General features: G+C 72.2%; 17 protein-coding genes. 4 read left to right on the top strand and 13 right to left on the bottom strand.

Annotated features, from left to right (window positions below):
- Nucleotides 1–40: 40 nt before the first annotated feature.
- Nucleotides 41–1,072 (top strand): carbohydrate ABC transporter permease, encoded by a 1,032-nt coding sequence (locus tag LIP_RS05885; RefSeq protein WP_068135569.1) that lies wholly within the window; start codon nt 41–43, stop codon nt 1,070–1,072.
- Nucleotides 1,069–2,010: a carbohydrate ABC transporter permease gene (locus LIP_RS05880; RefSeq protein ID WP_082725929.1), complete on the top strand. Its 942-nt coding sequence runs from the start codon at nt 1,069–1,071 to the stop codon at nt 2,008–2,010. The genes LIP_RS05885 and LIP_RS05880 overlap by 4 nt, the downstream gene beginning before the upstream one ends.
- 31 nt (nt 2,011–2,041) lie before the next feature.
- On the opposite strand, the gene hemC is transcribed toward LIP_RS05880, so the two are convergent.
- The 3 genes from hemC to hemA form a co-directional block, all read right to left on the bottom strand.
- On the bottom strand, nt 2,042–2,950 hold the full coding sequence (gene hemC / locus LIP_RS05875) for a hydroxymethylbilane synthase (protein WP_068135563.1): 909 nt from the start codon (nt 2,948–2,950) through the stop codon (nt 2,042–2,044).
- 84 nt (nt 2,951–3,034) lie between these two features.
- On the bottom strand, nt 3,035–3,868 hold the full coding sequence (locus LIP_RS05870) for a cytochrome C assembly family protein (RefSeq protein ID WP_068135561.1): 834 nt from the start codon (nt 3,866–3,868) through the stop codon (nt 3,035–3,037).
- On the bottom strand, nt 3,865–5,202 hold the full coding sequence (hemA, locus tag LIP_RS05865) for a glutamyl-tRNA reductase (RefSeq protein ID WP_068135559.1): 1,338 nt from the start codon (nt 5,200–5,202) through the stop codon (nt 3,865–3,867). The genes LIP_RS05870 and hemA overlap by 4 nt, the downstream gene beginning before the upstream one ends.
- A 217-nt stretch (nt 5,203–5,419) precedes the next feature.
- On the opposite strand from hemA, the gene LIP_RS18445 reads away from it, so the two are divergent.
- Nucleotides 5,420–5,899: a MerR family transcriptional regulator gene (locus tag LIP_RS18445; protein ID WP_068135555.1), complete on the top strand. Its 480-nt coding sequence runs from the start codon at nt 5,420–5,422 to the stop codon at nt 5,897–5,899.
- A gap of 139 nt (nt 5,900–6,038) precedes the next feature.
- On the top strand, nt 6,039–7,373 hold the full coding sequence (glnA, locus tag LIP_RS05855) for a type I glutamate--ammonia ligase (protein ID WP_068135553.1): 1,335 nt from the start codon (nt 6,039–6,041) through the stop codon (nt 7,371–7,373).
- A gap of 47 nt (nt 7,374–7,420) precedes the next feature.
- Here the strand turns inward: glnA and alr are convergent, their stop codons facing one another.
- The 10 genes from alr to ilvC form a co-directional block, all read right to left on the bottom strand.
- The gene (gene alr, locus LIP_RS05850; RefSeq protein WP_068135550.1) at nt 7,421–8,554 is read right to left on the bottom strand and encodes an alanine racemase; all 1,134 of its coding nucleotides are present in this window, start codon (nt 8,552–8,554) and stop codon (nt 7,421–7,423) included.
- Nucleotides 8,547–10,130, bottom strand: a complete 1,584-nt coding sequence (locus LIP_RS19985) for an NAD(P)H-hydrate dehydratase (protein ID WP_068135547.1) — start codon at nt 10,128–10,130, stop codon at nt 8,547–8,549. The genes alr and LIP_RS19985 overlap by 8 nt, the downstream gene beginning before the upstream one ends.
- A gap of 11 nt (nt 10,131–10,141) precedes the next feature.
- A complete protein-coding gene (gene acpS / locus LIP_RS05840; RefSeq protein WP_407936400.1) occupies nt 10,142–10,534 on the bottom strand; it encodes a holo-ACP synthase in 393 nt (130 codons plus the stop codon).
- A gap of 92 nt (nt 10,535–10,626) precedes the next feature.
- Nucleotides 10,627–12,453, bottom strand: a complete 1,827-nt coding sequence (gene glmS / locus LIP_RS05835) for a glutamine--fructose-6-phosphate transaminase (isomerizing) (RefSeq protein WP_082726584.1) — start codon at nt 12,451–12,453, stop codon at nt 10,627–10,629.
- Nucleotides 12,454–12,486: 33 nt separating this feature from the next.
- Entirely contained in the window at nt 12,487–13,836 is a 1,350-nt protein-coding gene (gene glmM, locus LIP_RS05830) for a phosphoglucosamine mutase (RefSeq protein WP_068141621.1), read from the bottom strand.
- 232 nt (nt 13,837–14,068) lie between these two features.
- Nucleotides 14,069–15,691 (bottom strand): citramalate synthase, encoded by a 1,623-nt coding sequence (gene cimA / locus LIP_RS05825; protein ID WP_068135537.1) that lies wholly within the window; start codon nt 15,689–15,691, stop codon nt 14,069–14,071.
- Between the two features lie 72 nt (nt 15,692–15,763).
- Nucleotides 15,764–16,924: a 3-isopropylmalate dehydrogenase gene (gene leuB / locus LIP_RS05820; RefSeq protein ID WP_082725927.1), complete on the bottom strand. Its 1,161-nt coding sequence runs from the start codon at nt 16,922–16,924 to the stop codon at nt 15,764–15,766.
- Nucleotide 16,925: 1 nt separating this feature from the next.
- Nucleotides 16,926–18,575: a 2-isopropylmalate synthase gene (locus tag LIP_RS05815; RefSeq protein WP_068135534.1), complete on the bottom strand. Its 1,650-nt coding sequence runs from the start codon at nt 18,573–18,575 to the stop codon at nt 16,926–16,928.
- A gap of 55 nt (nt 18,576–18,630) precedes the next feature.
- Nucleotides 18,631–20,286 (bottom strand): phosphoglycerate dehydrogenase, encoded by a 1,656-nt coding sequence (gene serA / locus LIP_RS05810; protein WP_068135531.1) that lies wholly within the window; start codon nt 20,284–20,286, stop codon nt 18,631–18,633.
- A gap of 416 nt (nt 20,287–20,702) precedes the next feature.
- On the bottom strand, nt 20,703–21,710 hold the full coding sequence (ilvC, locus tag LIP_RS05805) for a ketol-acid reductoisomerase (protein WP_068135529.1): 1,008 nt from the start codon (nt 21,708–21,710) through the stop codon (nt 20,703–20,705).
- Nucleotides 21,711–21,756 lie beyond the last annotated feature (46 nt).

Raw genomic sequence — 21,756 nt, 5'->3', positions numbered from 1 at the left:
TTTGCGAAAGCTTCCACGCATGATGGGAGGAGGATCACGAGTGATCCGGACGAGCCGGCGGGGGCTCGATCCCCTGGCGACGGTGCCTCCGCGGGCCCTGGCGAGCGCTGCGGGGAACCGGACCACTGCGGCGAGCCGGCGGCTCGCCTTCCGGCTGCTGGCTCCGGCCGGGTTGCTGGTGGGCGGCGTGGTGGTGGTACCCCTGCTCCTGGCCTTCTACCTCAGCCTGCACCGGGCCGAGCCCGCCGTGGGCGGGCTGCTCACCCGTTTCGTGGGCCTGGCCAACTACCGGTACTACCTGATCGAGAGCCCCCTCTTCTGGCCCGCGGTGCGGGTGACGCTCTACTTCACCCTCGCCTCGCTGGGCCTGGAGCTGGTCCTGGGGCTCGGCATGGCCCTGGTGCTGGACCAGCCCTTCTTCGGACGGCCGCTGGTTCGGGCGCTGGTCCTCCTCCCCTGGGGGGTGCCGACGGTGGTCAACGCCCGCATGTGGGAGTGGATCTACGCCGGGGCCAACTACGGCGCCCTGAACGGCCTGCTGAAGACCCTTCACCTGCTGCCCCCGGGGCAGGATGTGGTTTGGCTCGGCTTCGACGTCCCCTTCGCCGGGGTGCCCGTGCTGGGCTCCCTCTTCGAGTGGCTGGGGGCGAGCCGCGCCCTCCACATGATCATCCTGGCGGACACCTGGAAGGTGACGCCCCTGGTCGTCCTCCTTTTCCTGGCTGGCCTGCAGACGGTCCCCGCCTCCCTCCACGAGGCGGCCACCCTCGACGGAGCAGGCTTCTGGCAGAGGCTGCGCCACGTGGTGCTGCCGCTCCTCCGCCCGGTGCTCCTGGTGATCCTGGTGCTCCGGACCATGGAGCTCTTCCGGGTCTTCGACGTCATCTACATCCTGATGCAGTACAGCATCCGGGTGCTCGGGGTCTTCACCTACGAGACGGGCATGAAGTTCCTTCACTTCGGCCGCGGCTCCGCGCTGGCCTTCCTGATCAGCCTCTTCATCGCGGGGCTCTCGCTGGTCTACATGAAGTGGCTCTACACCGACGACGAGGCGGAGGTGAAGGGGCGATGAGGGCTCCTGCCGACGGACCGGAGCCGCACGCACGCCCCGCGGGCGCCCGGCGGTGGAGGGTCCTGGCCCAGACAAAGCGGGTGGGGCTCTACCTGGCGGTGGGCGCCATCGTCATCTGGACCCTGGCTCCGGTCACGTGGCTCTTCCTCTCGGCCATCTCACCCTACAGCTTCCTGGTGTCGGACCGGGTGGGCCACTGGATCCCCCCCGAGCCGACCCTCCGGAACTTCACGGACATGTGGAGCCCGGCCACCGACACGGGGACCCGATTCCGTATGGCCCTGGCCAACAGCACGGTCGTCTCCCTGTCGGTGACCGCCATCTGTCTGGTGGTAGGGACCTTTGCGGCCTACGCGCTGGCACGCCTGGAAGTGCCCCACCGGAAGGGTGTGGTCCTGGGGCTGGTGGTGGTCCGCATGTTGCCCACCATTGCCCTGGTGATCCCATTCTTCGTGGTGGTCTCCCAGATCGACGCCTTCCTCGTGGGCCACGGCAGCAACGTGCACCTGTTCGATACCCGGGCCAACCTGATCCTCCTTTACATCTCGTTCATCCTGGGCTTCGTCATCTGGGTGCTGCAGGGCTACTTCCGGACGGTCCCCGCGGAGCTGGAGGAAGCGGCCACCATCGACGGGTGCAGCCGTCTGGGTGCCCTCCGCCACGTGGTGCTACCGCTCTCGGCGCCGGCGCTGATGGCCACCGCCCTGCTCGCCTTCCTGCTCGCATGGGATGAGTTCGTGCTGGCGCTGGTCTTCACCCGCTCGCCCCAGTCGGCCACCCTGCCGCTCTTCGTCGCCGAGCTGGGGAGCCAGTACATCACGGCCCACAACCAGATCGCCGCCGCCGGCTTCGTGGCCGCCCTTCCCCCCGTGGTGCTGGCCCTTGCCTTCCAGCGCTTCCTGGTGGCGGGCCTCACCGCGGGCGCGGTGAAGAGCTGAGCGCGTCGAGGCCTTGCTCCGGGGCGTCTCGTCACAGCAGCGCCCGGGCCCCGCTGGCCAGGAGGCCCTCGCCCAGGCGCCGCCCCACGTCTTCGGCGGCGTCCGCGGAGCCCTCCTCCTCGCCCTCGAGCCGGCGGGCGCCGTCGGTGCGCACCACGCGGCCCAGGAGGTGCAGGCGGTCTCCCCGGACCTCGCTCCAGGCCGCGATGGGCAGGTGGCACCCGCCCCCCAGGGCGTGCAAGAAGGCGCGCTCGGCCCGAGTGGCGGCCTCGGCGGCCGGGTCCCGCAGGGCCGCGAGGCGGTCGAGGAGCCAGGCGTCCCCAGCCCGCAGCTCGAGCCCCAGCGCCCCCTGGCCCACCGCGGGCAGGAACGCCGGCGGCTCCAGGGGGACCCGCTCCGCCCCGTAGCCCATCCGATCCAGTCCGGCAGCCGCCAGCACCAGCGCCTCGGCCTGTCCCTCCTCGAGCTTCCGGAGCCGGGTTTCCAGGTTGCCGCGCAGGGCCACCACCTGCAGGTCCGGCCGGTGCGCCAGGAGCTGGGCCCGCCTCCGGGGGCTGCCTGTGCCCACCCGGGCCCCGTAGGGGAGCTCTTCCAGGGTCCACCCTTCGCGGCTCACCAGCACGTCCCGGGGATCGGCCCGGAGGGGCACCGGGCCGAGGGTGAGGCCGGTCGCCAGGTCGATGGGGAGGTCCTTCATGCTGTGGACGGCCAGATCGATGTCGCCTCGGAGGAGGGCCTCTTCCATTTCCGCCACGAAGAGGCCGCGACCGCCCGCCTGGTCCAGGGGCTGGTCGAGCACCCGGTCGCCCTCGGTGACCATGGGCACCTCCACGCACGCCAGCTCCGGCCAGGCCGCCGCCAGGCGATCCATCACCCACCGGCTCTGCCGCAGGGCCAGCGGGCTCTTCCGGGTGCCCACCCGCACCACGCGCCGGTTCATCGTCGCGCCACCTCCTCCGGGTCTCGTGCCTCTTCCGGCCCTGCCGGGGGTCGCCCCCGGCCCTGGGGTGGGGTCCAGCCGCCTTCAGAACCGGTGCACGTTGGTGAGCCACCAGGTGAGGCCGGTCAGGTTGAGCAGCGCCCCCAGGAACCCCAGCAGGCTCAGCAGGGCCACCCGCCGGCCGCTCAGCCCCCGGGCCCGGTGAACGAGCAGGCCAGCGCCGTAGTAGGCCCAGAGGGCCAGGGAGAAGAGGATCTTGCCGTCCTCTGGGATGAAGCTTCCCCAGGCCAGCCGGGCGTTCACCATGCCGATGGCGAGACCCAGCGTGAGGAGCAGGAAGCCGCTGGCCAGCAGGTGGCGGGAGGCCCGGTCCAGGCTCGCCAGGGGCGGCAGCCGGAAGTAGAGCCAGCTCAGGCGGCGCGTCTTGATCTGCCGCTCCTGAAGCAGGTAGATGAGGCCGGCCACGCCCGCGAGGGCGAAGCTCGAGTAGGCCAGGAAGTTGAAGGCCACGTGCAGGAAGATGGAGGTCTCGGACACGGCGAGATTGCGGGCGATGTCGGGGCTCGCCTCCTGGGGGACCCAGGCCAGGGCGGCCAGCAGCACCAGGGTGAGGCTGGGCCAGAAGAGGCCGCCCGCCACCCGGAGGTCGTAGCGGCGCTCCACCACCAGGTAGCTGCCCATGAGGAGCCACAAGAAGATGAAGAGACTCTGGTTCAGGCTGCCCAGCGGGACGTACCCCTGCTCCAGCGCCCGCATGAGGAGGAGGATCCCCAGGAAGGCCCAGCCCAGCCCGGCCAGCAAGCTGGCCACGCGGCCGCTCGCGGGGTCGCTCCGCCGGTAGTGCACCAGGTAGAGGGCCGATGCGCCCAAGCTGGTGAAGCCGGTGGCCAGGACGAGCCCGGAGGCGAGAAGGTTCATGCCCGGCCCTCCCGGCGGTCGGCCGGCCGGTCGTCGGGGCGAAGGGCCCGGTCCGGTGCCGAAGCGCTGGGGGTGCCGGTGCCCTCGGGTTCCAGGTCGAAGAGCTCCTTCAGACTCTCCAGGTGGGCCACCCCGTCTCCCTGCTCCAGGGCGGCCTTCAGCCGGGTCACGGGGGGGTGGAGCAGCTTGTTGACGATGGCCTCGGACATGGCCTCCACCGCCTTCCGCTGCTGAGGCTCCAGATCGCGCAGGCGCCGGAGGGCCCGTTGCAGCTCCTCCTCCCGGACCTCTTCCGCCCGCTGCCGGAGGGCGCGAATGACAGGCACCGCCAGGCGGCTCCGCCACCAGGCCACGTACTCGTACACGGCCTCTTCCACGATCGCCTCGGCCGGGCCCACCTGGGTGCGCCGCTGGGCCAGGTTGTCGTCCACTACCTGCTGCAGGTCATCGATGTTGTAGAGGAAGACCCCGTCCAGGTCCCCGCATCCGGGCTCCACGTCCCGGGGCACCGCGATGTCGATGAGGAAGAGCGGCCGGCCCCGCCGGACCCGCATCACCCGCTGGACGGTCTCCCGCCGGACCACCGCGTGGGGGGCGGCCGTGGAGCTGAGGACGATGTCGCTGGCCTCCAGGAGCGGCTCCAATTGCTCGAACCCGGCCGCGTGCCCACCGCAGGCCCGGGCCAGCTCCTCCGCGTGCTGCCGGTTGCGATTGGCCACCACCACCGCCGCCGCCCCGTGCTCGCGCAGGTTCCGGGCGGCCAGGGTGGCCATCTCCCCCGCGCCCAGCACCAGCACCCGGCAACCCGTGAGCTCCCCGAAGATCTTGCGGGCCAGCTCCACCGCCGCGTGGCTGACGGAGGCTGCTCCCTCGCCGATGGCCGTCTCGGAGCGGATCCGCTTTCCGGTCTCCACCGCCTTCCGCCCCAGCTGCCCCAGGAGCGGCCCGGCCGTCCCCGCGTCGCGGGCGATCTCGAAGCTCTCGCGCACCTGGCCCAGGATCTGCGCCTCGCCGAGGATCATGCTGTCCAACCCGCCGGCGACCCGGAAAAGGTGACGGGCCGCCTCGCTGTCCTGCCGGACGTAGAGGTAGGGGTCCAGCGTCTCGCCGTAGGAGGAGCCTACCAGGCGATGAACCAGCCGCCCCGGCGCCCGGGGATCCTCTCCGGCTACGTAGAGCTCGGTGCGGTTGCAGGTGGAAAGGACCGCTACCTCCTCAGCCTCCCGCGCCAGGCCGCCCAGGAACTGGCGGGTCGCCTCGGGGGTGAAGTGGATCTGCTCTCGCACGGCGATGGGCGCGCTCCGGTGGTTCAGTCCGGCAACGAAGAGGTGCAACGGCTTCCATCTCCCTACGGCCGCCCCGGCCTAACGGGTACGATTCATTATAACACGGGGTCCTTCTTCGCCCAATTGCAGGACGGCCTAGGCCGTTCGACTCCCTTTCGCCGCCGAGGCGCCGGGACCTGCGGTGATCTTATCTAACATGGGTTTGACCTGACATCGAGCACATGTTATCATGGGCTCGACGAACGCACCTTGTGGGGGAGCTGCCTTGGCTCAGCTGGATCGAGACGCACCCGTCTACCCCATCGGCATCGTTCAGAAGCTGACCGGCCTCACCGGCCGGCAGATCCGCTACTACGAGAAGGCCGGCCTCCTGACGCCCACACGGACCCCTGGCAACCAGCGCCTCTACTCGCCCAACCAGGTGGACCTCCTCCTGGACATCAAAGAGCTCCTGGCCCAGGGGTACAACGTGGAGGGCGTCAAGACCCGGCTGGCCGAGCGGTACGGCAGTCTGGGCCGGAGGCGGGCGGGTCGGGTGGAGGTTCCGGTGCCCCTCGCGGCGCCGGCCCCCGATGCGCCCCCGGCCGCCGTTGAGACCGCCCCCGAACGCATCTCCTCCGAGGAGCACCTGCGTCTCATCCAGGCGATGCGCTCGGGCCGGCCCCTCTCCTCCCTCTACCCGGTGAACAACCAGGCCGAGTTGGTGCGCAAGCTGCAGGAGACCCGCTCCGACGATTCCTCGTGAAGGGCGAGCGCGCCGCGGCCGCCCGGAACCCCGCGGCCCCCTCCCGCTTGACCCCGCCGGCCGGGCGTTCCCCCGGGCGCCCGGTGCAGCGGCCCAATCCATCCTCACCCCTGGCAGAAGAAAGGAGTGGCAGCCCACCGTGGCGAGCCTCACCCAGGAAGAGATCATCCGAACGGCCCAGCAACGCGACGTCAAGTTTGTGCGCCTTCAGTTCACAGACATCCTGGGCGTGGTCAAGAACGTGGCCATCCCCGTGAGTCGACTGGAGGAGGCGCTGAACGACGATATCATGTTCGACGGCTCCTCCATCGAGGGCTTCGCCCGCATCGAGGAGTCGGACATGAACCTGCGGCCGGACTACGACACCTTCGCCATCTTCCCCTGGCGGGCGAGCGCCAAGGGCAACGTGGCCCGGCTCATCTGTGACGTCTACAGGCCCACGGGCGAGCCCTTCGAGGGCGACCCGCGCTACATCCTGAAGCGGGTCCTGGTCGAGGCGCGGGAGATGGGCTTCCAGGTGAACGTGGGACCCGAGTGCGAGTTCTTCCTCTTCCGACTGGGCCCCGACGGGGCTCCCACCACCGAGACCCACGATGAGGGTAGCTACTTCGACCTGGGCCCCGTGGACCGGGGCGAGGACGCCCGGCGCGACATCGTCCTCGCGCTGGAGGAGATGGGCTTCCACGTGGAGGCCTCCCACCACGAGGTGGCCCAGGGGCAGCACGAGATCGACTTCCGCTACGACGACGCCTTGCTCACCGCCGACCGGGTGACCACCCTGAAGGTCGTCACCCGGGCCGTGGCCGCGGAGCACGGGCTCCACGCCACCTTCATGCCCAAGCCCATCTTCGGCATCAACGGCTCGGGCATGCACACCCACTTCTCCCTCTTCCGGGACGGGGAGAACGCCTTCTACGACCCCTCCGGCCCCTACCAGCTCTCCAGGATCGCCCTCCACTTCATCGCCGGGCTGCTGGAGCACGCGCCGGGCTTCACCGCCCTCACCAACCCCCTGGTGAACTCCTACAAGCGGCTGGTGCCGGGCTACGAAGCGCCTGTCTACGTCTCCTGGTCCGCCCAGAACCGGAGTGCGCTGGTGCGGGTCCCGGCCAGCCGACGGCAGGGCACCCGGGTGGAGCTGCGCTCCCCCGACCCTTCCTGCAACATCTACCTGGCCCTGGCCGTCATGATCCGAGCGGGGCTGGACGGCGTGCGGCGCGAGCTGGAGCCCCCTGAGTCCCTGAACAAGAACATCTACGAGTTGACCCCCCAGGAACGGCGGGAGCACGGGATCGCCGAGCTGCCCGGAAGCCTGCAGGACGCCACCCGGGCCATGGAGGCGGACCCGCTCATGCGGGAGACGCTGGGCGAGCACGTCTACGCCCGGTTCCTGGAGGCGAAGCGAATCGAGTGGGACATCTACCGCAGCCAGGTGCACCGCTGGGAAGTGGAGCAGTACCTGGGGGTCTTCTGAGGCTGCGCCCACGCCGTCGTGACGCTGGAATCGCAGGCCCGGGCCCCCTAGACGTACCTTCGCTCCACCCGGGCGCTCAGACCGGTGAAGACCTCGTAGGGGATGGTCTCCATCCACGCGGCGACCTCTTCGGGCTCGATGGCGTGGGGGCCGGTACCGCCCAGGAGGACGGCCTCCGAGCCCGGGTCTCCGTCGAGCTCGGTGACGTCCACCATCACCTGGTCCATGGTCACCCGGCCGATGAGGGGAACGCGGCGGCCCTGGAGGAGCACCTGGGCCCGGTGCGCCGAGGAGCGGCGGTAGCCGTCGGCGTAGCCGACGGCGAGGGTGGCCACCCGGCTGGGACGCCAGGCGACGAACTCCTTGCCGTAGCTCACGCCCCAGCCCGGGGGAAGGGTCCGGACGGTGCTCACCCGGCACTTCCAGGTGAGGGCGGGCGCCAGGTGGGTTCGAGGGGGCGTGTTCGGCGGGCGGACCCCGTAGAGGGCGATCCCCGCCCGCACCAGATCGAGGCGGGCTTCGGGCATGCGGAGCAGGGCGGCCGAGTTGGCGGCATGGACCAGCGGCGGGCGCACGCCCCGGGCCTCCAGGTGATCCACCAGGCCCCGGAAGCGTTGCCACTGGAGGCGGGCGTAGGCAGCCTCGGGCTCGTCGGCGGTGGCGAAGTGGGTGTAGAGACCTTCCAGCTCCAACCCTTCCAGGCCGCGGAGCTCCTCCCAGAAGGCCAGCGCCTCATCGGGCAGGAAACCCAGGCGGCCCATCCCTGTGTCCACCTTCACGTGGGCGGCGAGGCGCACCCCCTGCTCCCGCGCGGCCCGGGCCAGGGCCGCTGCCTGGTCGCGACCGACCACGGTGGCGGTGAGGTGGAGCCGGCCGTAGAGATCGACCTCCTCGGGTGAGGCGGGGGCGAAGACGAGCACGGGGGCCTCGATCCCTGCGTCCCGCAGGGGGATGGCCTCATCAGGCCGGGCGACGGCCAGGGCCGACGCCCCACCCTCCAGAGCCGCACGGGCCGCCGGGACAGCGCCGTGCCCGTACCCATCGGCCTTCACCACGGCCATGAGGCGCGCCGGGGCCGCGACCCGGGCCAGCGCCCGGGTGTTCTCCCGCAGGCGCCCCAGGTCCACCTCCGCCCAGGTGCGAGCCGGGTACGTGCGCGGCGAGGCGGTCGCGTCAGCCATCTTGGCCTGCCTCCTCCAGCACCCGACGGCGCGCCGCCGGCAGGTGGTCTGCCACCTCGCTCGCGAGGAGGCCCGCGGCCCCGCGCTCAGCCGCCGCCAGGTCCCCCGCCAGGCCGTGGAGGTAGACGGCCGCCCGGGCCGCGTCCCACGGGGCCAGGCCCTGGGCCAAGAGCGCGCCGACGGCACCCGTCAGCACGTCTCCCATGCCGCCGGTGGCCATTCCGGCGTTGCCCGTGGGGTTGATGGCCCAGCGCCCGGCCGGATCGGCCACCAGGGTACGCGCCCCCTTCAGCACCGCGACCGCCCCGAAACGGGTAGCGGCCTCCCGCACTTTGCCCGGCCGATCCGCCTGGACGTCGCCGGCGGTGCAGCCCAGGAGCCGGGCCATCTCGCCAGGGTGGGGGGTGATCACCATCCCCAGGGCGGCGCCCAGCGCCCGGCCTGCCTCGTCCAGGCGGCGGGGCTCCCGAGCCAGCAGGGTGAGGGCGTCCGCATCGAGCACACAGGGCTTGACCACGATCTCCTCCCGGGACAGAAGCTCGAAGACCAGCGCCGCCGTCTCCCGGCCAGCGCCGATGCCGGGCCCCAGGGCCAGAGCGTCCCGGGGGCCCAGGAGGCGGACCACTTCGCGCGCCGCCTCTACCCCCAGGGTTCCCTCGCTGGTCTCGGGCAAGCCGTGGGTGAGGGCCTCGGGCAGGCTGGCGGCTGCCTGGGCCTGGACGCTGGCAGGCACGGCCAGGGTCACCAGCCCGGCCCCGCTCCGCAGGGCGGCCCGGGCCACCAGCACCGCCGCCCCCGACATCCCCTGGGAGCCCGCCACCACCAGCAGGTGGCCGTAGGTTCCTTTGTGGCTGTCGGCAGGCCGGGCCGGGAGCAGGGCCGCCACGTCCCGCCCCTCCAGCAGCTCGATGGGCGCCTGGGCCGGGTCCTCCAGGGCCTCGGGAGGCAACCCGATGGAGGCCACCTCCACCCGGCCGGCGTACTCGGCTCCGGGCAGCAGGAAGAGGCCCGGCTTGGCAAGGCCCAGGGTCACGGTCCAGTGGGCGCGAACCGCCTCGGGATGGGCCTGGCCCGTGTCCGCGTCGAGGCCCGAGGGGAGGTCGACGCTCACCACCGTGCCCTCGAACCGATTGAGGGCCGCAACCCAGAGGGGGTACGGATCCCGAAGGGGGCCCGTCACCCCGGTGCCGAGCAGGGCATCCACCACCACCCGGTGACCTGCGAGGCCATGGTCCAGGGCCAGGGCCTCCCGGGGCGCCAGCTTCAGGTCGATGCCCCAGCGGCGCACCAGGTCCAGGTTGGCGGCCGCATCCCCCGTGTACGCGTCCTCGGCCGCGGCCAGCCAGACGCGCACCCGGCGGCCCGCATCGCGGAGGTGGCGGGCGGCCACCAAGCCGTCACCGCCGTTGTTCCCACGGCCGCAGAAGACCAGCACCGGGTCGCCGGGGCGGGTGATCCGCTGGACCAGGTCAGCCACCCGGGCGCCTGCGTTCTCCATGAGGATCCGGGTGGGGACACCCAACGCCTCCGCCCGGCCATCGGCCTCTCGCACCATCGCCGCCGTTGCCAGTCTCACTTCGCCACCCCCTACCGCTTGCGGCCCACGCCGGCCTCTCCCAGGGCGATGGCCTGGGCCAGCGCCTGCTCCCGGTTGTGGCTGAGGGAGAGCTGCCAGGCGGCCACTCCCAGCAGCCGGGCCAGAGCGCGGGTCCTCCCGGAGAGGGCGATGCCCGGGCGCCCACCGGGCGCCCGCACCACCTCGATCTCCCGCCAGCTCACCCCATGCCGGCCCGTTCCCAGGGCCTTCATCACCGACTCCTTGGCCGCGAAACGGGCGGCCAGGGACTCCGCGGGGTCCGGCCGGCTCAACGCGTAGGCCCGCTCGCCTGCGGCGAAGATCCGGTTCAGGAAGCGGTCGCCGAAGCGGTTCCAGGCTGCCCGGATGCGGGCCACCTCGATCAGGTCCACACCGATTCCGATGATCTCCAGGCTGGCAGGCCCCCCGTCCGGGCGCCGCCCGGCGATGATTCGTTCTTCCAGGAGTGGCTACGCCCCCGGCGGCGGAATCCCTCTCACTCCACGGTGACGCTCTTGGCCAGGTTGCGGGGGCGATCGATCTCGGTGCCCCGGCCCAGGCCCACGTAGTAGGCCAGGAGCTGAAGCGGCGGCGCCTGCACCAGCGGGGCGAGGAGCTCGTGGCCCGGATCGGGCAGGCGGTAGGTCCGGCGGGCTGCTTGGAAGGGGGCGCCGTCCAGGTGCGTCCACACGAAGACGTCGGCGCCCCGGGAGGCGGCCTCCCGCAGGTTGGAAGCCAGACGGGCGGCCAGGTGGGCGCGGCCGCTGAGGGCCAGGAGCGCGGTGCCTTCCTCGATCAACGCCAGGGAACCGTGCTTCAGCTCCGCGGCGGCCATGGCCTCGGCGTGGAGGTAAGCGACCTCCTTCAGCTTCAGCGCGGCCTCGAGGGTGGCGGCATGATCCGGTCCCCGCCCCACCAGATAGACGGCGCGTTCCCGAACCAGGCGCCGGGAAAGGTCCGCCATGGCCGGCTCCAGCGCCAGGCTGCGGGAGACCGCCTCCACACTGGACGCGAGCCCGTCCAGAACCTGGCTCCGCCGGACCCGGCCCTCCTCGCCCTCCGCCAGGGCAAGGGCCAGGAGGAGGAGGCCCACCATCTGGGCGACGTAGCTCTTGGTGGCGGCTACGGCCACCTCGGTCCCGGCCCGGGTCATGAGGACCCGGTCGGCCAGGCGGGCGAGGGTGCTCCCCGGCACGTTGCAGAGGGCGTAGACCGGGATTCCTCGCGCCTGTGCGGCCCGGGCCGCCTCCAGGGTGTCGGCCGTCTCGCCCGACTGGCTGACGGCCACCAGCAGGCCGCGCTCGCCCTCGCCTTCCCGGGGCGGGTCGTCGCGGAAGTCGCTGGCCAGGACGGCGCGGGCTGGGATTCCGGCGATCTGCTCCACCCACCACGCGCCCAGCAGGCAGGCATGGTAGGCGGTGCCCATCCCTGCAAGCCAGAGCCGCCGCAAGCCCCGCCGCTGCCCGCCGGGCAGGAGGAGACCCTCGGCCACCCGGCCCCGGCTCCAGTCCACGTGCCCTTCCAGGGTGCGGGCCACGGCCCGGGGGGCCTCGTGGATCTCCTTCAGCATGAAGTGGGCGAACTCGCCCTTGCCGGCTGCGGCCACCTCGGGCGGGCTCTTGTCGGGCTGCCGCTCCACCGGCTCTCCGTCCCGGGTGACGATCTGGGCCTTCCCCGGCGTGAGGAGCGCGAGCTCGTCCTCGTCCAGAGGGTAAAGCTCCCGGGCTCCCCCCAGGAGGGGCTGCACGTCCGAGGCGAGCCACGCCGCCTCCTGATCCTGCCCCACCCAGAGGGGGCTTCGGTGGCGGGCGGCCACGATGAGGCCCGGACGCCGGCCCCAGATCACCGCCAGGGCGTAGGAGCCCCGCACCTGCTGCAGGACCTTCTGGAGGGCCTCCATGGGCGGGGCGTCGGCCTCCTCCTCCAGCAGGTGGGCGACCACCTCCGTGTCGGTCTGGGAGCGGAAGCGGTGGCCCCGATCCTCCAGCCCGGCCCTGAGCTCCTCCTGGTTTTCGATGATGCCGTTGTGAACGACCGCGAGGGTCCCGTCGCAGTCGGTCTGGGGGTGCGCGTTCTCCACGCTGGCGCGCCCGTGGGTGGCCCAGCGGGTGTGTCCGATGCCGGCGGCGCCCGCCACCGGGTCCTGCTCCAGCAGGCGGGCCAGCGCCTCCACCCGCCCCACCACCCGGCGGATCTGGAGCCCGGCGGAGGAGGTCACCGCGAGGCCGGCGGAGTCGTAGCCGCGGTATTCCAACCGTTCCAAGCCTGCCAGGAGCTCGGGGGCCGCCGGCCGCTCACCGGTGAACCCCATGATGCCGCACATCCCCATTCCCCCCGGGCGCCACCCCGCCCGGAGTTAGGCTTCCCCAAGCTCGCGGCGGATCGCGCCCCCCACCCGGTCGGCCAGCTCGTGCAGCAAGGTCGGGTCCTCGCCTTCCAGCAGCACCCGGATCACCGGCTCGGTGCCCGAAGCCCGGACGAAGATGCGTCCCCGCTCTCCCAGGCGCTCGGCCGCCTCGGCGATGACGGCCCGGCACGCCTCCGATTCCTCCAGGCGTTCCTTGTGGGCAACGCGGACGTTCTCCAGGTGCTGGGGCACCTCGTGCATCCAGTCGCGCAGCTCGGCCAGCGGCGTCTCCCGCTCGCGCACGACCTGCAGCAGCTTCAAGGCCGTGAGGATGCCGTCGCCGGTGGTGGTCTCCTCCAGGAAGATGACGTGCCCCGACTGCTCCCCGCCCAGCACGAGGCCGTGCTCGAGCATGGCCGCGAGGACCTGCCGGTCGCCGGCGTCGGTAGCGATGACCCGAACGCCGTACCGCTCGAGGGTGTGAGCGAGTCCCAGGTTGCTGTACCGGGTAGCGGCCACCGCCCCTCCCCGCAGCCGCCCCCGTTCGGCCAGGTGGATCGCGCAGATGGCAAGGGTCCGGTCGCCGTCCAGCAGGCGGCCCAGGGCGTCCGCGGCGATGAGCCGGTCCGCGTCGCCGTCGTGGGCGAAGCCGGCGTGGGCCCCGTGCTCCACCACCGCCTGCTGGATGACCTCGGGATGGGTGGAGCCGCACTCCACGTTGATGTTGCTGCCGTCGGGCTCGACGTTGAGGGCGATCACCTCCGCCCCCAACCGCCTGAGCACTTCGGGCGCGGTTCGGTACGCGGCGCCGTTGGCGCAGTCCACCACGAGCCGCATGCCGGAGAGATCCACCGGCACCTTCCGAAGGAGGAAGTCGATGTAGCGCTCGTTGGCGTCCTCCCGGTGCTCGATCCGCCCCACCCGGGCGCCGACGGGCCGCGGGCCACGGTCCTCGCCGGCTTCGCAGAGGGCCTCGATGGCTGCCTCGTCGTCGTCGGGCAGCTTGTAGCCGTCGGGCCCGAAGAACTTGATCCCGTTGTCCTCGGCGGGGTTGTGGGAGGCGGAGATGACCGCCCCCGCCTGGAGGCCCAGGAGACCCGTGAGCGCGGCCACGCCCGGCGTGGGAACGACGCCCAGCAGCTCTACGTCGCACCCCGCCGACGCGAGGCCGGCCGCGAGGGCCGCCTGCAGCATCTCCCCCGACGAGCGCGTGTCTCTTCCGATCCCTACCCTTGGGCGCCCGCTTCCCCGATGCGCCACCACCTGCGCCGCCGCCCGGCCGAGCCGGAAGGCCAGTTCAGGTGTCAGCTCCCGGTTGGCCACGCCCCGAACCCCATCCGTTCCAAAGAGTCGCCCCACCCGTGCCACCTCTGCCCGGCGCCCGCAGGCCGCGCGTCCCCTCGTCGCGGCGATCCCGACGCCCGCTTCGTACGCCCCGCCCATAGCTTGCCAGCGCGCCGGGTCCGCCTTTCGCTGCCTGCAGGCCGAATCCCTTCCAGGATGGGAGCTTATGGCCGAGGCGGCGATAAGGTGCAGGGACTTCAGACTGGGGGCACGGCCGGGTCAGCCCGCCATTACCCGTACCTTCGGCCTAACCGGTCGACACCGCCCAATTGCCCGGCCGCTCGACCTGCATCTTCATCAGCCCGTACTCGACGCTGTCCACCAGCGCCAGCCAGCTGGCCTCGATGATGTTGGTGGAGACGCCCACGGTACCCCACCGGGTCGAGTCGGCCGCGGTCTCGATGAGCACCCGCACCCGGGCCGCGGTGCCGGCCTGGCCGTCCAGCACCCGAACCTTGTAGTCCACCAGCCGGAAGGAGGCGAGGGTGGGGTAGACCGGGAGCAGGGCCTTGCGCAGGGCGTGGTCCAGGGCGTTGACGGGTCCGTTGCCCGAAGCCGCGGTGTGGATGCGCTCCGACCCCACCCGCAGCCGGATGGTCGCCTCGGCGTCGGGACCGGGAGTACCATCGGGGCCGCCCTTGGCTACCGTGAGACGGAACCCTTCCAGCGTAAAGAAGGGCGGTACCAGCCCCAAGGCCCGCCGCAGCAGCAGCTCGAAGGAGGCCTCGCCCGCTTCGAAGTGGTAGCCCTGATGCTCCAGCTCCTTGACGTGGCGCAGCAGGTCCCGCACCACGGGGGTCTCCGGGTCCAACTCGAGGCCGTACTCGCGCGCCTTGTACAGAACGTTGCTGGCCCCCGAGAGCTCCGACACCAGCACCCGCCGGCGGTTGCCGACGCGCTCGGGCGGCACGTGCTCGTACGTCTCGGGTTGGCGGCGGACGGCGCTCACGTGGATGCCGCCCTTGTGGGCGAAGGCGCTCTCGCCCACGAAGGGGTGGAAGGGATCGGGGGGGCGGTTCACCCGCTCGCTCACGGTTCGGGAGAGTTCCTGAAGCCGCTCCATCTGGGGCTCGGGCACCAGGCGGTACCCCAGCTTCAGCGCCAGGTTGGGTAGGATCGTCACCAGGTCGGCGTTTCCGGTACGCTCGCCCAACCCGTTGATCGTCCCCTGCACCTGCCGGGCGCCGGCCCGCACCGCGGCCAGGGAGTTGGCCACCGCCACGCCCGAGTCGTTGTGGCAGTGGATCCCCAGCGGCACGTCCAGCCGGCGGGCCACCTCGGCGGTGATGCGCTCGATCTCGTGGGGAAGGGTGCCGCCGTTGGTGTCGCAGAGCACGATCCAGCGGGCGCCGCCTTCCCGGGCCGCCCGGAGGGTGGCCCAGGCGTACTCGGGGTTCCGCAGGTAGCCATCGAAGAAGTGCTCGGCGTCGTAGACAACCTCACGGCCCTGGCCCGCCATGTGGGCCACGCTCTCCCGGATCATGGCCAGGTTCTCTTCCAAGCTGGTGCGCAGGGCCTGGGTGACGTGCAGGTCCCAACTCTTCCCGAAGAGGGTCACCACCGGTGTGCCGGCCTCCAGGAGGGCGGCCAGGTTGGGATCATCGTCACAGGCCGAGCCCGGCCGGCGGGTGGAACCGAAGGCCGCGAGGCGGGCGCGCTGGAGCGGTACGTCCCCCGCCCGCCGGAAGAACTCCAGGTCCTTGGGGTTCGAGCCGGGCCACCCGCCCTCCACGTAGGCGACGCCGAAGGTGTCCAGGAACCGGAGAAGGGCAAGCTTATCCTCCACCGAGAGGGAGATGCCCTCTCCCTGGGTACCGTCCCGGAGCGTGGTGTCATAGAGGTAGACCGCGTCCCGTAGGTTAGCGCTCATCTCCTTCGCCTCCTTTCAACTCGCCGGGCACCGAAGGGTCTCCACCGATGGAGGCGGGTCCGGGGCGCGTCCTCACACCCGCAGCCGTTCGAGGATCGCCGCCGTCATCTCCTCGGTGGCGAGGGCCCCCTCACCCTCGCCCGCCAAGTCCGCGGTGCGGGCCCCATCGGCCAGGGCCTGCTCCACGGCCCGCTCGATCATCGCGGCGGCGGCCTCATGCCCCAGGGCGTAGCGGAAGAGGAGGGCCGCGCTCAGGATGGTTCCTACGGGGTTGGCCACACCCCGGCCCGCCAGGTCCGGCGCGCTGCCGTGGACCGGCTCGAAGAGCGGCACCGGGCCGCCGAGGCTGGCCGAGGGCAGGACGCCCAGGGAACCCGCCAGGGCGGCGGCCTCGTCGCTCAGGATATCGCCGAAGAGGTTGCCGGTGAGGAGGACGTCGAAGCGGCCCGGGTCCCGGACGAGCTGCATGGCCGCGTTGTCCACGTAGAGGTGTTCGAGGGTCACGTCCGGATAGTCGGCGGCGACGCGGCGCACCGTCTCCCGCCAGAGCTGGGAGCTGGTGAGGACGTTGGCCTTGTCGATGGAGGCCACCCGGCGCTGGCCCACGGGCCGGCGGGTACGGGCCAGGTCGAAGGCCACCCGGGCCACCCGCTCGATCTCGTGGGTGCGGTAGAGGAGGGTGTCGTAGGCTTCCTCGCCGCCCTCCTCCAGTGCCCTGCGGGCCCGGGGACCGTAGTAGAGGCCTCCCGTCAGCTCCCGCACCACCACCAGGTCCACCCCCCGAAGCAGCTCCGGCTTCAGGGGTGAGCGCCCGTAGGCGGCCACGAACCCAGGCAGCGGTCGGATGTTGGCGAAGAGCCCCAGGGCCTGGCGCAGGCGCAGCAGCCCCTTCTCGGGACGCCGATCCACCGGCAGGTCGTCCCAGGCAGGGCCGCCCACGGCACCCAGGAGCACCGCCCGGGCCCTGCGGGCCTTCTCCAGGGTGGCCTCCGGCAAGGGGTCGCCCGCCTGATCGATGGCCGCCCCGCCGATGAGCACCTCATCGAACCGGATCCTCAGGCCATGGGCGTGGGCGGCCGCCTCCAGCACCCGGCGGGCGGCCTCCACCACCTCGGGGCCGATGCCATCCCCCGGAAGCAGCAGGACGGCGGGCTCTCCGGCTTGGGAGCCCCCCGGGCCGGAGCCGCCTGCTCGGGCCGTCTCAGAAGAGCTTCGTTCCCCCGCAGGACCCATCTCAGACGGCCTCCGAGGCGGCCTGAACCGTGGAGGCGGCCGAGGCCTGGTCCGCCAGCAGCTTGTTCACCGCCTGCAGGTACGCCCGGGCGCTGGCCTCGAGAATGTCGGTGCTGGAGCCGTGCCCCACGTACTCCCGGCCGGCGGGCTCGCTGTCGGCGAGATCGGTGCCGGCGCCAAGGTGAGCGCCGTTGCTCGTCCCGCCGTTTCCCGCCTGCTGACCGCGGGCTTCCTCGGGGCTCCGTCGCCGCAGCCGCACGGTGACCTGCCCCAGCGCGTCGCGGCCCTCACCGGTGGCCTGGAGCTGGTAGTGGGCGAGCTCCACGCCGAGGCCCAGGACCTGATCCATGGCCCGGTAGAGGGCGTCCACGGGGCCGTCGCCGCTCGCGGCCGCCCGGAGCACCTCCTCACCCCGCTGGAGCCGCACGGAGGCCATGGGCTCCACCCCGGTGCCGGTGCTGACCTGGAAGTGAACCAGCTGCACCTGCTCCTGGGCGGGATGGGCCTCGTCGCCCGCGAGCGCCGCCAGGTCCCCGTCGGTGACCACCTTCTTTCGATCGGCGACCTCCAGGAAACGCTGGTAGACGCGCTCAAGCTCCTCCTGGGCCAGGTGGAAGCCCAGCTCGTCCAGGCGCGCCCGCACGGCGTGGCGCCCCGAGTGCTTTCCCAGCACCAGCCGGTTGCGCGCCAGGCCGATGGACTGGGGCGTCATGATCTCGTAGGTGCTCCGCTCCTTGAGAACCCCGTCCTGGTGGATGCCCGCCTCGTGGGCGAAGGCGTTGGCGCCCACGATGGCCTTGTTGGGCTGCACCTCCACGCCGGTGAGGGCCACCAGCAGGCGGCTGGTGGGGTAGATCTGGGTGGTCTCCACGCCGGTGTCGTAGGGCATCCGATCGTGCCGGGTGCGGAGGGCCATGACGACCTCTTCCAGCGAGCAGTTGCCCGCCCGCTCTCCGATGCCGTTGATCGTCCCCTCCACCTGCCGTGCGCCCGCCTGGACCGCGGCCAGGGCGTTGGCCACCGCCAGCCCCAGGTCGTCGTGGGTGTGGACGCTGAGGACCGCCCGGTCGCACCCGGGGATTTCCTCCCGCAGGTGCTGGATCAGGGCGGCATACTCCTCGGGGGTCGTGTAGCCCACGGTGTCGGGAACGTTCAGGGTGGTGGCCCCCGCCCCCAGCGCGGCGCTGAAGACCCGCACCAGGAAATCCCAGTCACTGCGGGTGGCGTCCTCGGCCGAGAACTCCACGTCGTCCACGTAGCGGCGGGCCTGTGCCACGGCCTTGACGGCCATCTCCACCACCTCGTCGGGCTCCTTGCGCAGCTTGTGGCGCATGTGGATGGGCGAGGTGGCGATGAAGGTGTGGATCCGGGCTCGCTCCGCAGGCTCCAGGGCCCGGGCCGCGGCCTCGACGTCCGCGGGGTGGGTCCTGGCCAGGGCGGCGATCACGGGGCCCCGGACCTCCCGGGCGACCGCGCGCACGCCCTCGAAATCCCCCGGCGAGGCGATGGGGAACCCGGCCTCGATCACATCCACCTGAAGCCGGGCGAGCTGCCTCGCCAGCTGCAGCTTCTCCTCCTGGTTCATGCTGAAGCCAGGCGACTGCTCGCCGTCCCTCAAGGTCGTGTCGAAGATCCGTACCCGTTCCATCATCGTCGCGCTCCTTTCCGTGTCCCCCACCCTCCGCTGGCGCACCGTTCCTTCGCTCCTACCAGCGTGCGATGACCACGTGCCAGAGCTCATCGAACTCCCTCAGCCGCCGGGCTACCGGGTCCGGGATGGGGTTGTCGAGCCCCAGCACCATCACCGCCTCCTCGCCGGGGCGCCTGCGGCCCACCTGCATGAAGGCGATGTTCACCCCGGACTGGCCGAGCAGCGTGCCCACGGCTCCGATCACCCCGGGCTGGTCCCGGTTGTACGCCAGGAGCACGTGGCCCGTGGAAGAGACGTGCACGGGATACCCGTCCACAGCCACGAGGATGGGCCGCCCCGCGTCGTCCACAGTGCCCGACACCTGGGGCGGCCCGCTGCTCCGCCCCCCCACCGGAGCCGCCTCTGCGCCTCCCCGCAACCCCTCGGAGCCGGGTGCATCGCCCCCGGCCCGGACGGTGATGCGGCCTGGCCCGCCCCCGTCGGCCTCCCGGACCTCGTTCACCCGCAACTGCCTTTGCCGGGCCAGGACGGGGGCGTTGACCGCGTTCACCGCCTCCTGCAGCACCGGCTGCAGCAGGCCTACCAGGAGGGCGTTGGTGAGGGGGCGCACGTCCCGGGAGGCGATGCTTCCTGAGTAGACCACCTCCACCCGGGGCCAGAAGGCCCCAGCCCCCGACGCCCAGCCCGTGAAGAGCTCGCCCAGCTTCTGGGCCAGCCGCACGTAAGGCTCCAGCTGCCGGGCCAGCTCCGGCGGCAGCCCCGGCGCGTTGACGGCGTGAGCCACGGGCTCGCCCTTGAGGGCCCGGGCCACCTGCTCGGCGATCTCCAGCGCCACGTGGAGCTGCGCTTCGTGGGTGGAGGCGCCCAGATGGGGGGTGGCCACCACGTGCGGATGCTCCAGCAAGGGGCTCGAGCGGGGCGGCTCCTCCTCGAAGACGTCCAGGGCCGCCGCCCGCACCTGCCCGGACTCCAGCGCCGCAAGCAAGGCTGCCTCGTCCACCAGGCCGCCCCGGGCGCAGTTGACCAGGATGACCCCCCGCTTCATGCGGGCGAAGGCCTCCGCACCCAGGAGGTGGCGGGTCTGCTCGGTGAGCGGCGTGTGGAGCGTGAACGCGTCGGCCTCCGGGTAGATGGCCTCCAGCTCCCGCAGCTCCACCCCCAGCTCCCCCGCCCGCTCCGGGCCGATGAAGGGATCGTAGGCCAAGACCCGCATGCCCAGCGCCCGGGCCCTGCGGGCCACCTCGCTGCCGATGCGGCCCAGCCCAACCACGCCCAGCACCTTGCCCTGGAGCTGCACGCCCATGAACCGCTTCCGGTCCCACTGGTGGTCCCGCACCAGGCTGGCGTGGGCCTGGGGGATCCAGCGGGCCGCGGCCAGCAGCATGGCCAGGGTGTGCTCCGCCGCAGCCAGGGTGTTCCCTTCGGGGGCGTTCACCACCAGCACGCCCCGCCGGGTGGCCGCCTCCACGTCGATGTTGTCCACGCCCACCCCGGCCCGGCCCACCACCCGCAGCCGCTTGCCGGCCTCAAGGACCTCGGCCGTCACCTGCGTCGAGGAGCGGACCACCAGCCCGTCGTACGCCGGGATCGCCTCCACAAGCGCCTCCCGGCCCAGCCCCGTGCGCACCTCCACCTCCAGCTCAGGCTCGGCCCGGAGCCTCTCCACCCCCGCCGCATCCAGCGTGTCCGCCACCAGCACCCGTGCCCGCACGCCGTCTCCCCCTCACCGGGCGGGCGGGGTCCCCGAAAGGGAACGCCCGCTCCGCCCTCCAGCTGCCGCCGCTCTGGCCCATCCATCGCATCCCCACCAGGACCGCCCCAGCCCCCCGGCCAGCCGCCGCACCCCTCCCACTCCGACGGGGTTCGCCGGCCCAGGCTCCGAGCCCTCGCCCGGCGGGCGCTCCGGCTCGCTCGCGCTCACCACTGCACCGCTCCGGGCGGGGGAGGCCCTGGCGAGGGACCTCTCCGGCCGGCGGAGCCACGGATGGCGGAGCCGAGCCGGTGCAGAGCGAGCGGAGCCTGGAGGGCGGAGCGAGCGTTCCCTCGCCAGGGCCTCCCCCGCCCGGAGCGACGCCACGCGACGGGCGTCAACGAGCAAGACGCCGCCGTCGGCGCTGACCCCGGAGACTACGCCGGCGGCTCCTTCGCCTCGATCCACGGCATCATCGCCCGGAGCTCAGCCCCCACCTTCTCGATGGAGTGCTCCGCCTCGCGCCGGCGCAGGCTCTGGAACCGGGGGCGGTTCGCCTGGTTCTCCAGCACCCACTCCCGGGCGAAGGCGCCCGAGCGGATCTCCTCCAGGATCTCTTTCATCGTCTGCCGCACCCGGCCGTCGATCACCCGGGGGCCCCGGGTCATGTCGCCGTACTCGGCCGTGTCCGAGATCGAGTAGCGCATCCACCGGAGCCCGCCCTCGTACATCAGGTCCACGATGAGCTTCAGCTCGTTCAGGCACTCGAAGTAGGCGATCTCGGGCTGGTAGCCGGCCTCCACGAGGGTCTCGAAGCCCGCCTTCACCAACTCGGTGGTGCCGCCGCAGAGCACCGCCTGCTCGCCGAAGAGGTCGGTCTCCACCTCCTCGCGGAAGGTGGTCTCCAGGATGCCGGCCCGCCCGGCCCCGATCCCCTTGCCGTAGGCCAGGGCCCGGTCGCGGCAGCGGCCGGTCGCGTCCTGCTGCACGGCCACCAGGGCAGGTACGCCCTTTCCGTCCTGGTAGAGCCGGCGCACCAGGTGCCCCGGCCCCTTGGGGGCGATCATGAAGACGTCCACCTCGGGCGGCGGGACCACCTGGTTGAAGTGGATCGCAAAGCCGTGCGCGAAGGCCAGGGCCTGACCCGGTCGCAGGTTGGGCGCCAGGTCGTCTTGATAGAGGGGCGCCTGGAGGTGATCGGGCACCAGGATCATGAGGACGTCGGCCTGCCGGGCGGCCTCGGCCGCCGGGACGGGCTGGAACCCGTCGGCCACCGCCTGGCGGTAGTTGTGGGAGCCCGGACGGTTGGAGACGATCACCTCCACCCCGCTGTCCCGCAGGTTGAGCGCGTGGGCATGGCCCTGGGAGCCGTATCCGATCACCGCCACCTTCTGGCCCCGGAGCGCGGCCAGGTCCGCATCGGCGTCGTAGTAGATCGTGGCCATCGTCGCTGCCTCCTCGTTGGGTCTCGTTCCGCCAACCCCACCTCGC

Source organism: Limnochorda pilosa (assembly GCF_001544015.1).
Taxonomy (GTDB): domain Bacteria; phylum Bacillota; class Limnochordia; order Limnochordales; family Limnochordaceae; genus Limnochorda; species Limnochorda pilosa.
Note: the sequence above shows the minus strand (reverse complement) of the source record. Positions and strands in the feature narration are given on the sequence as shown.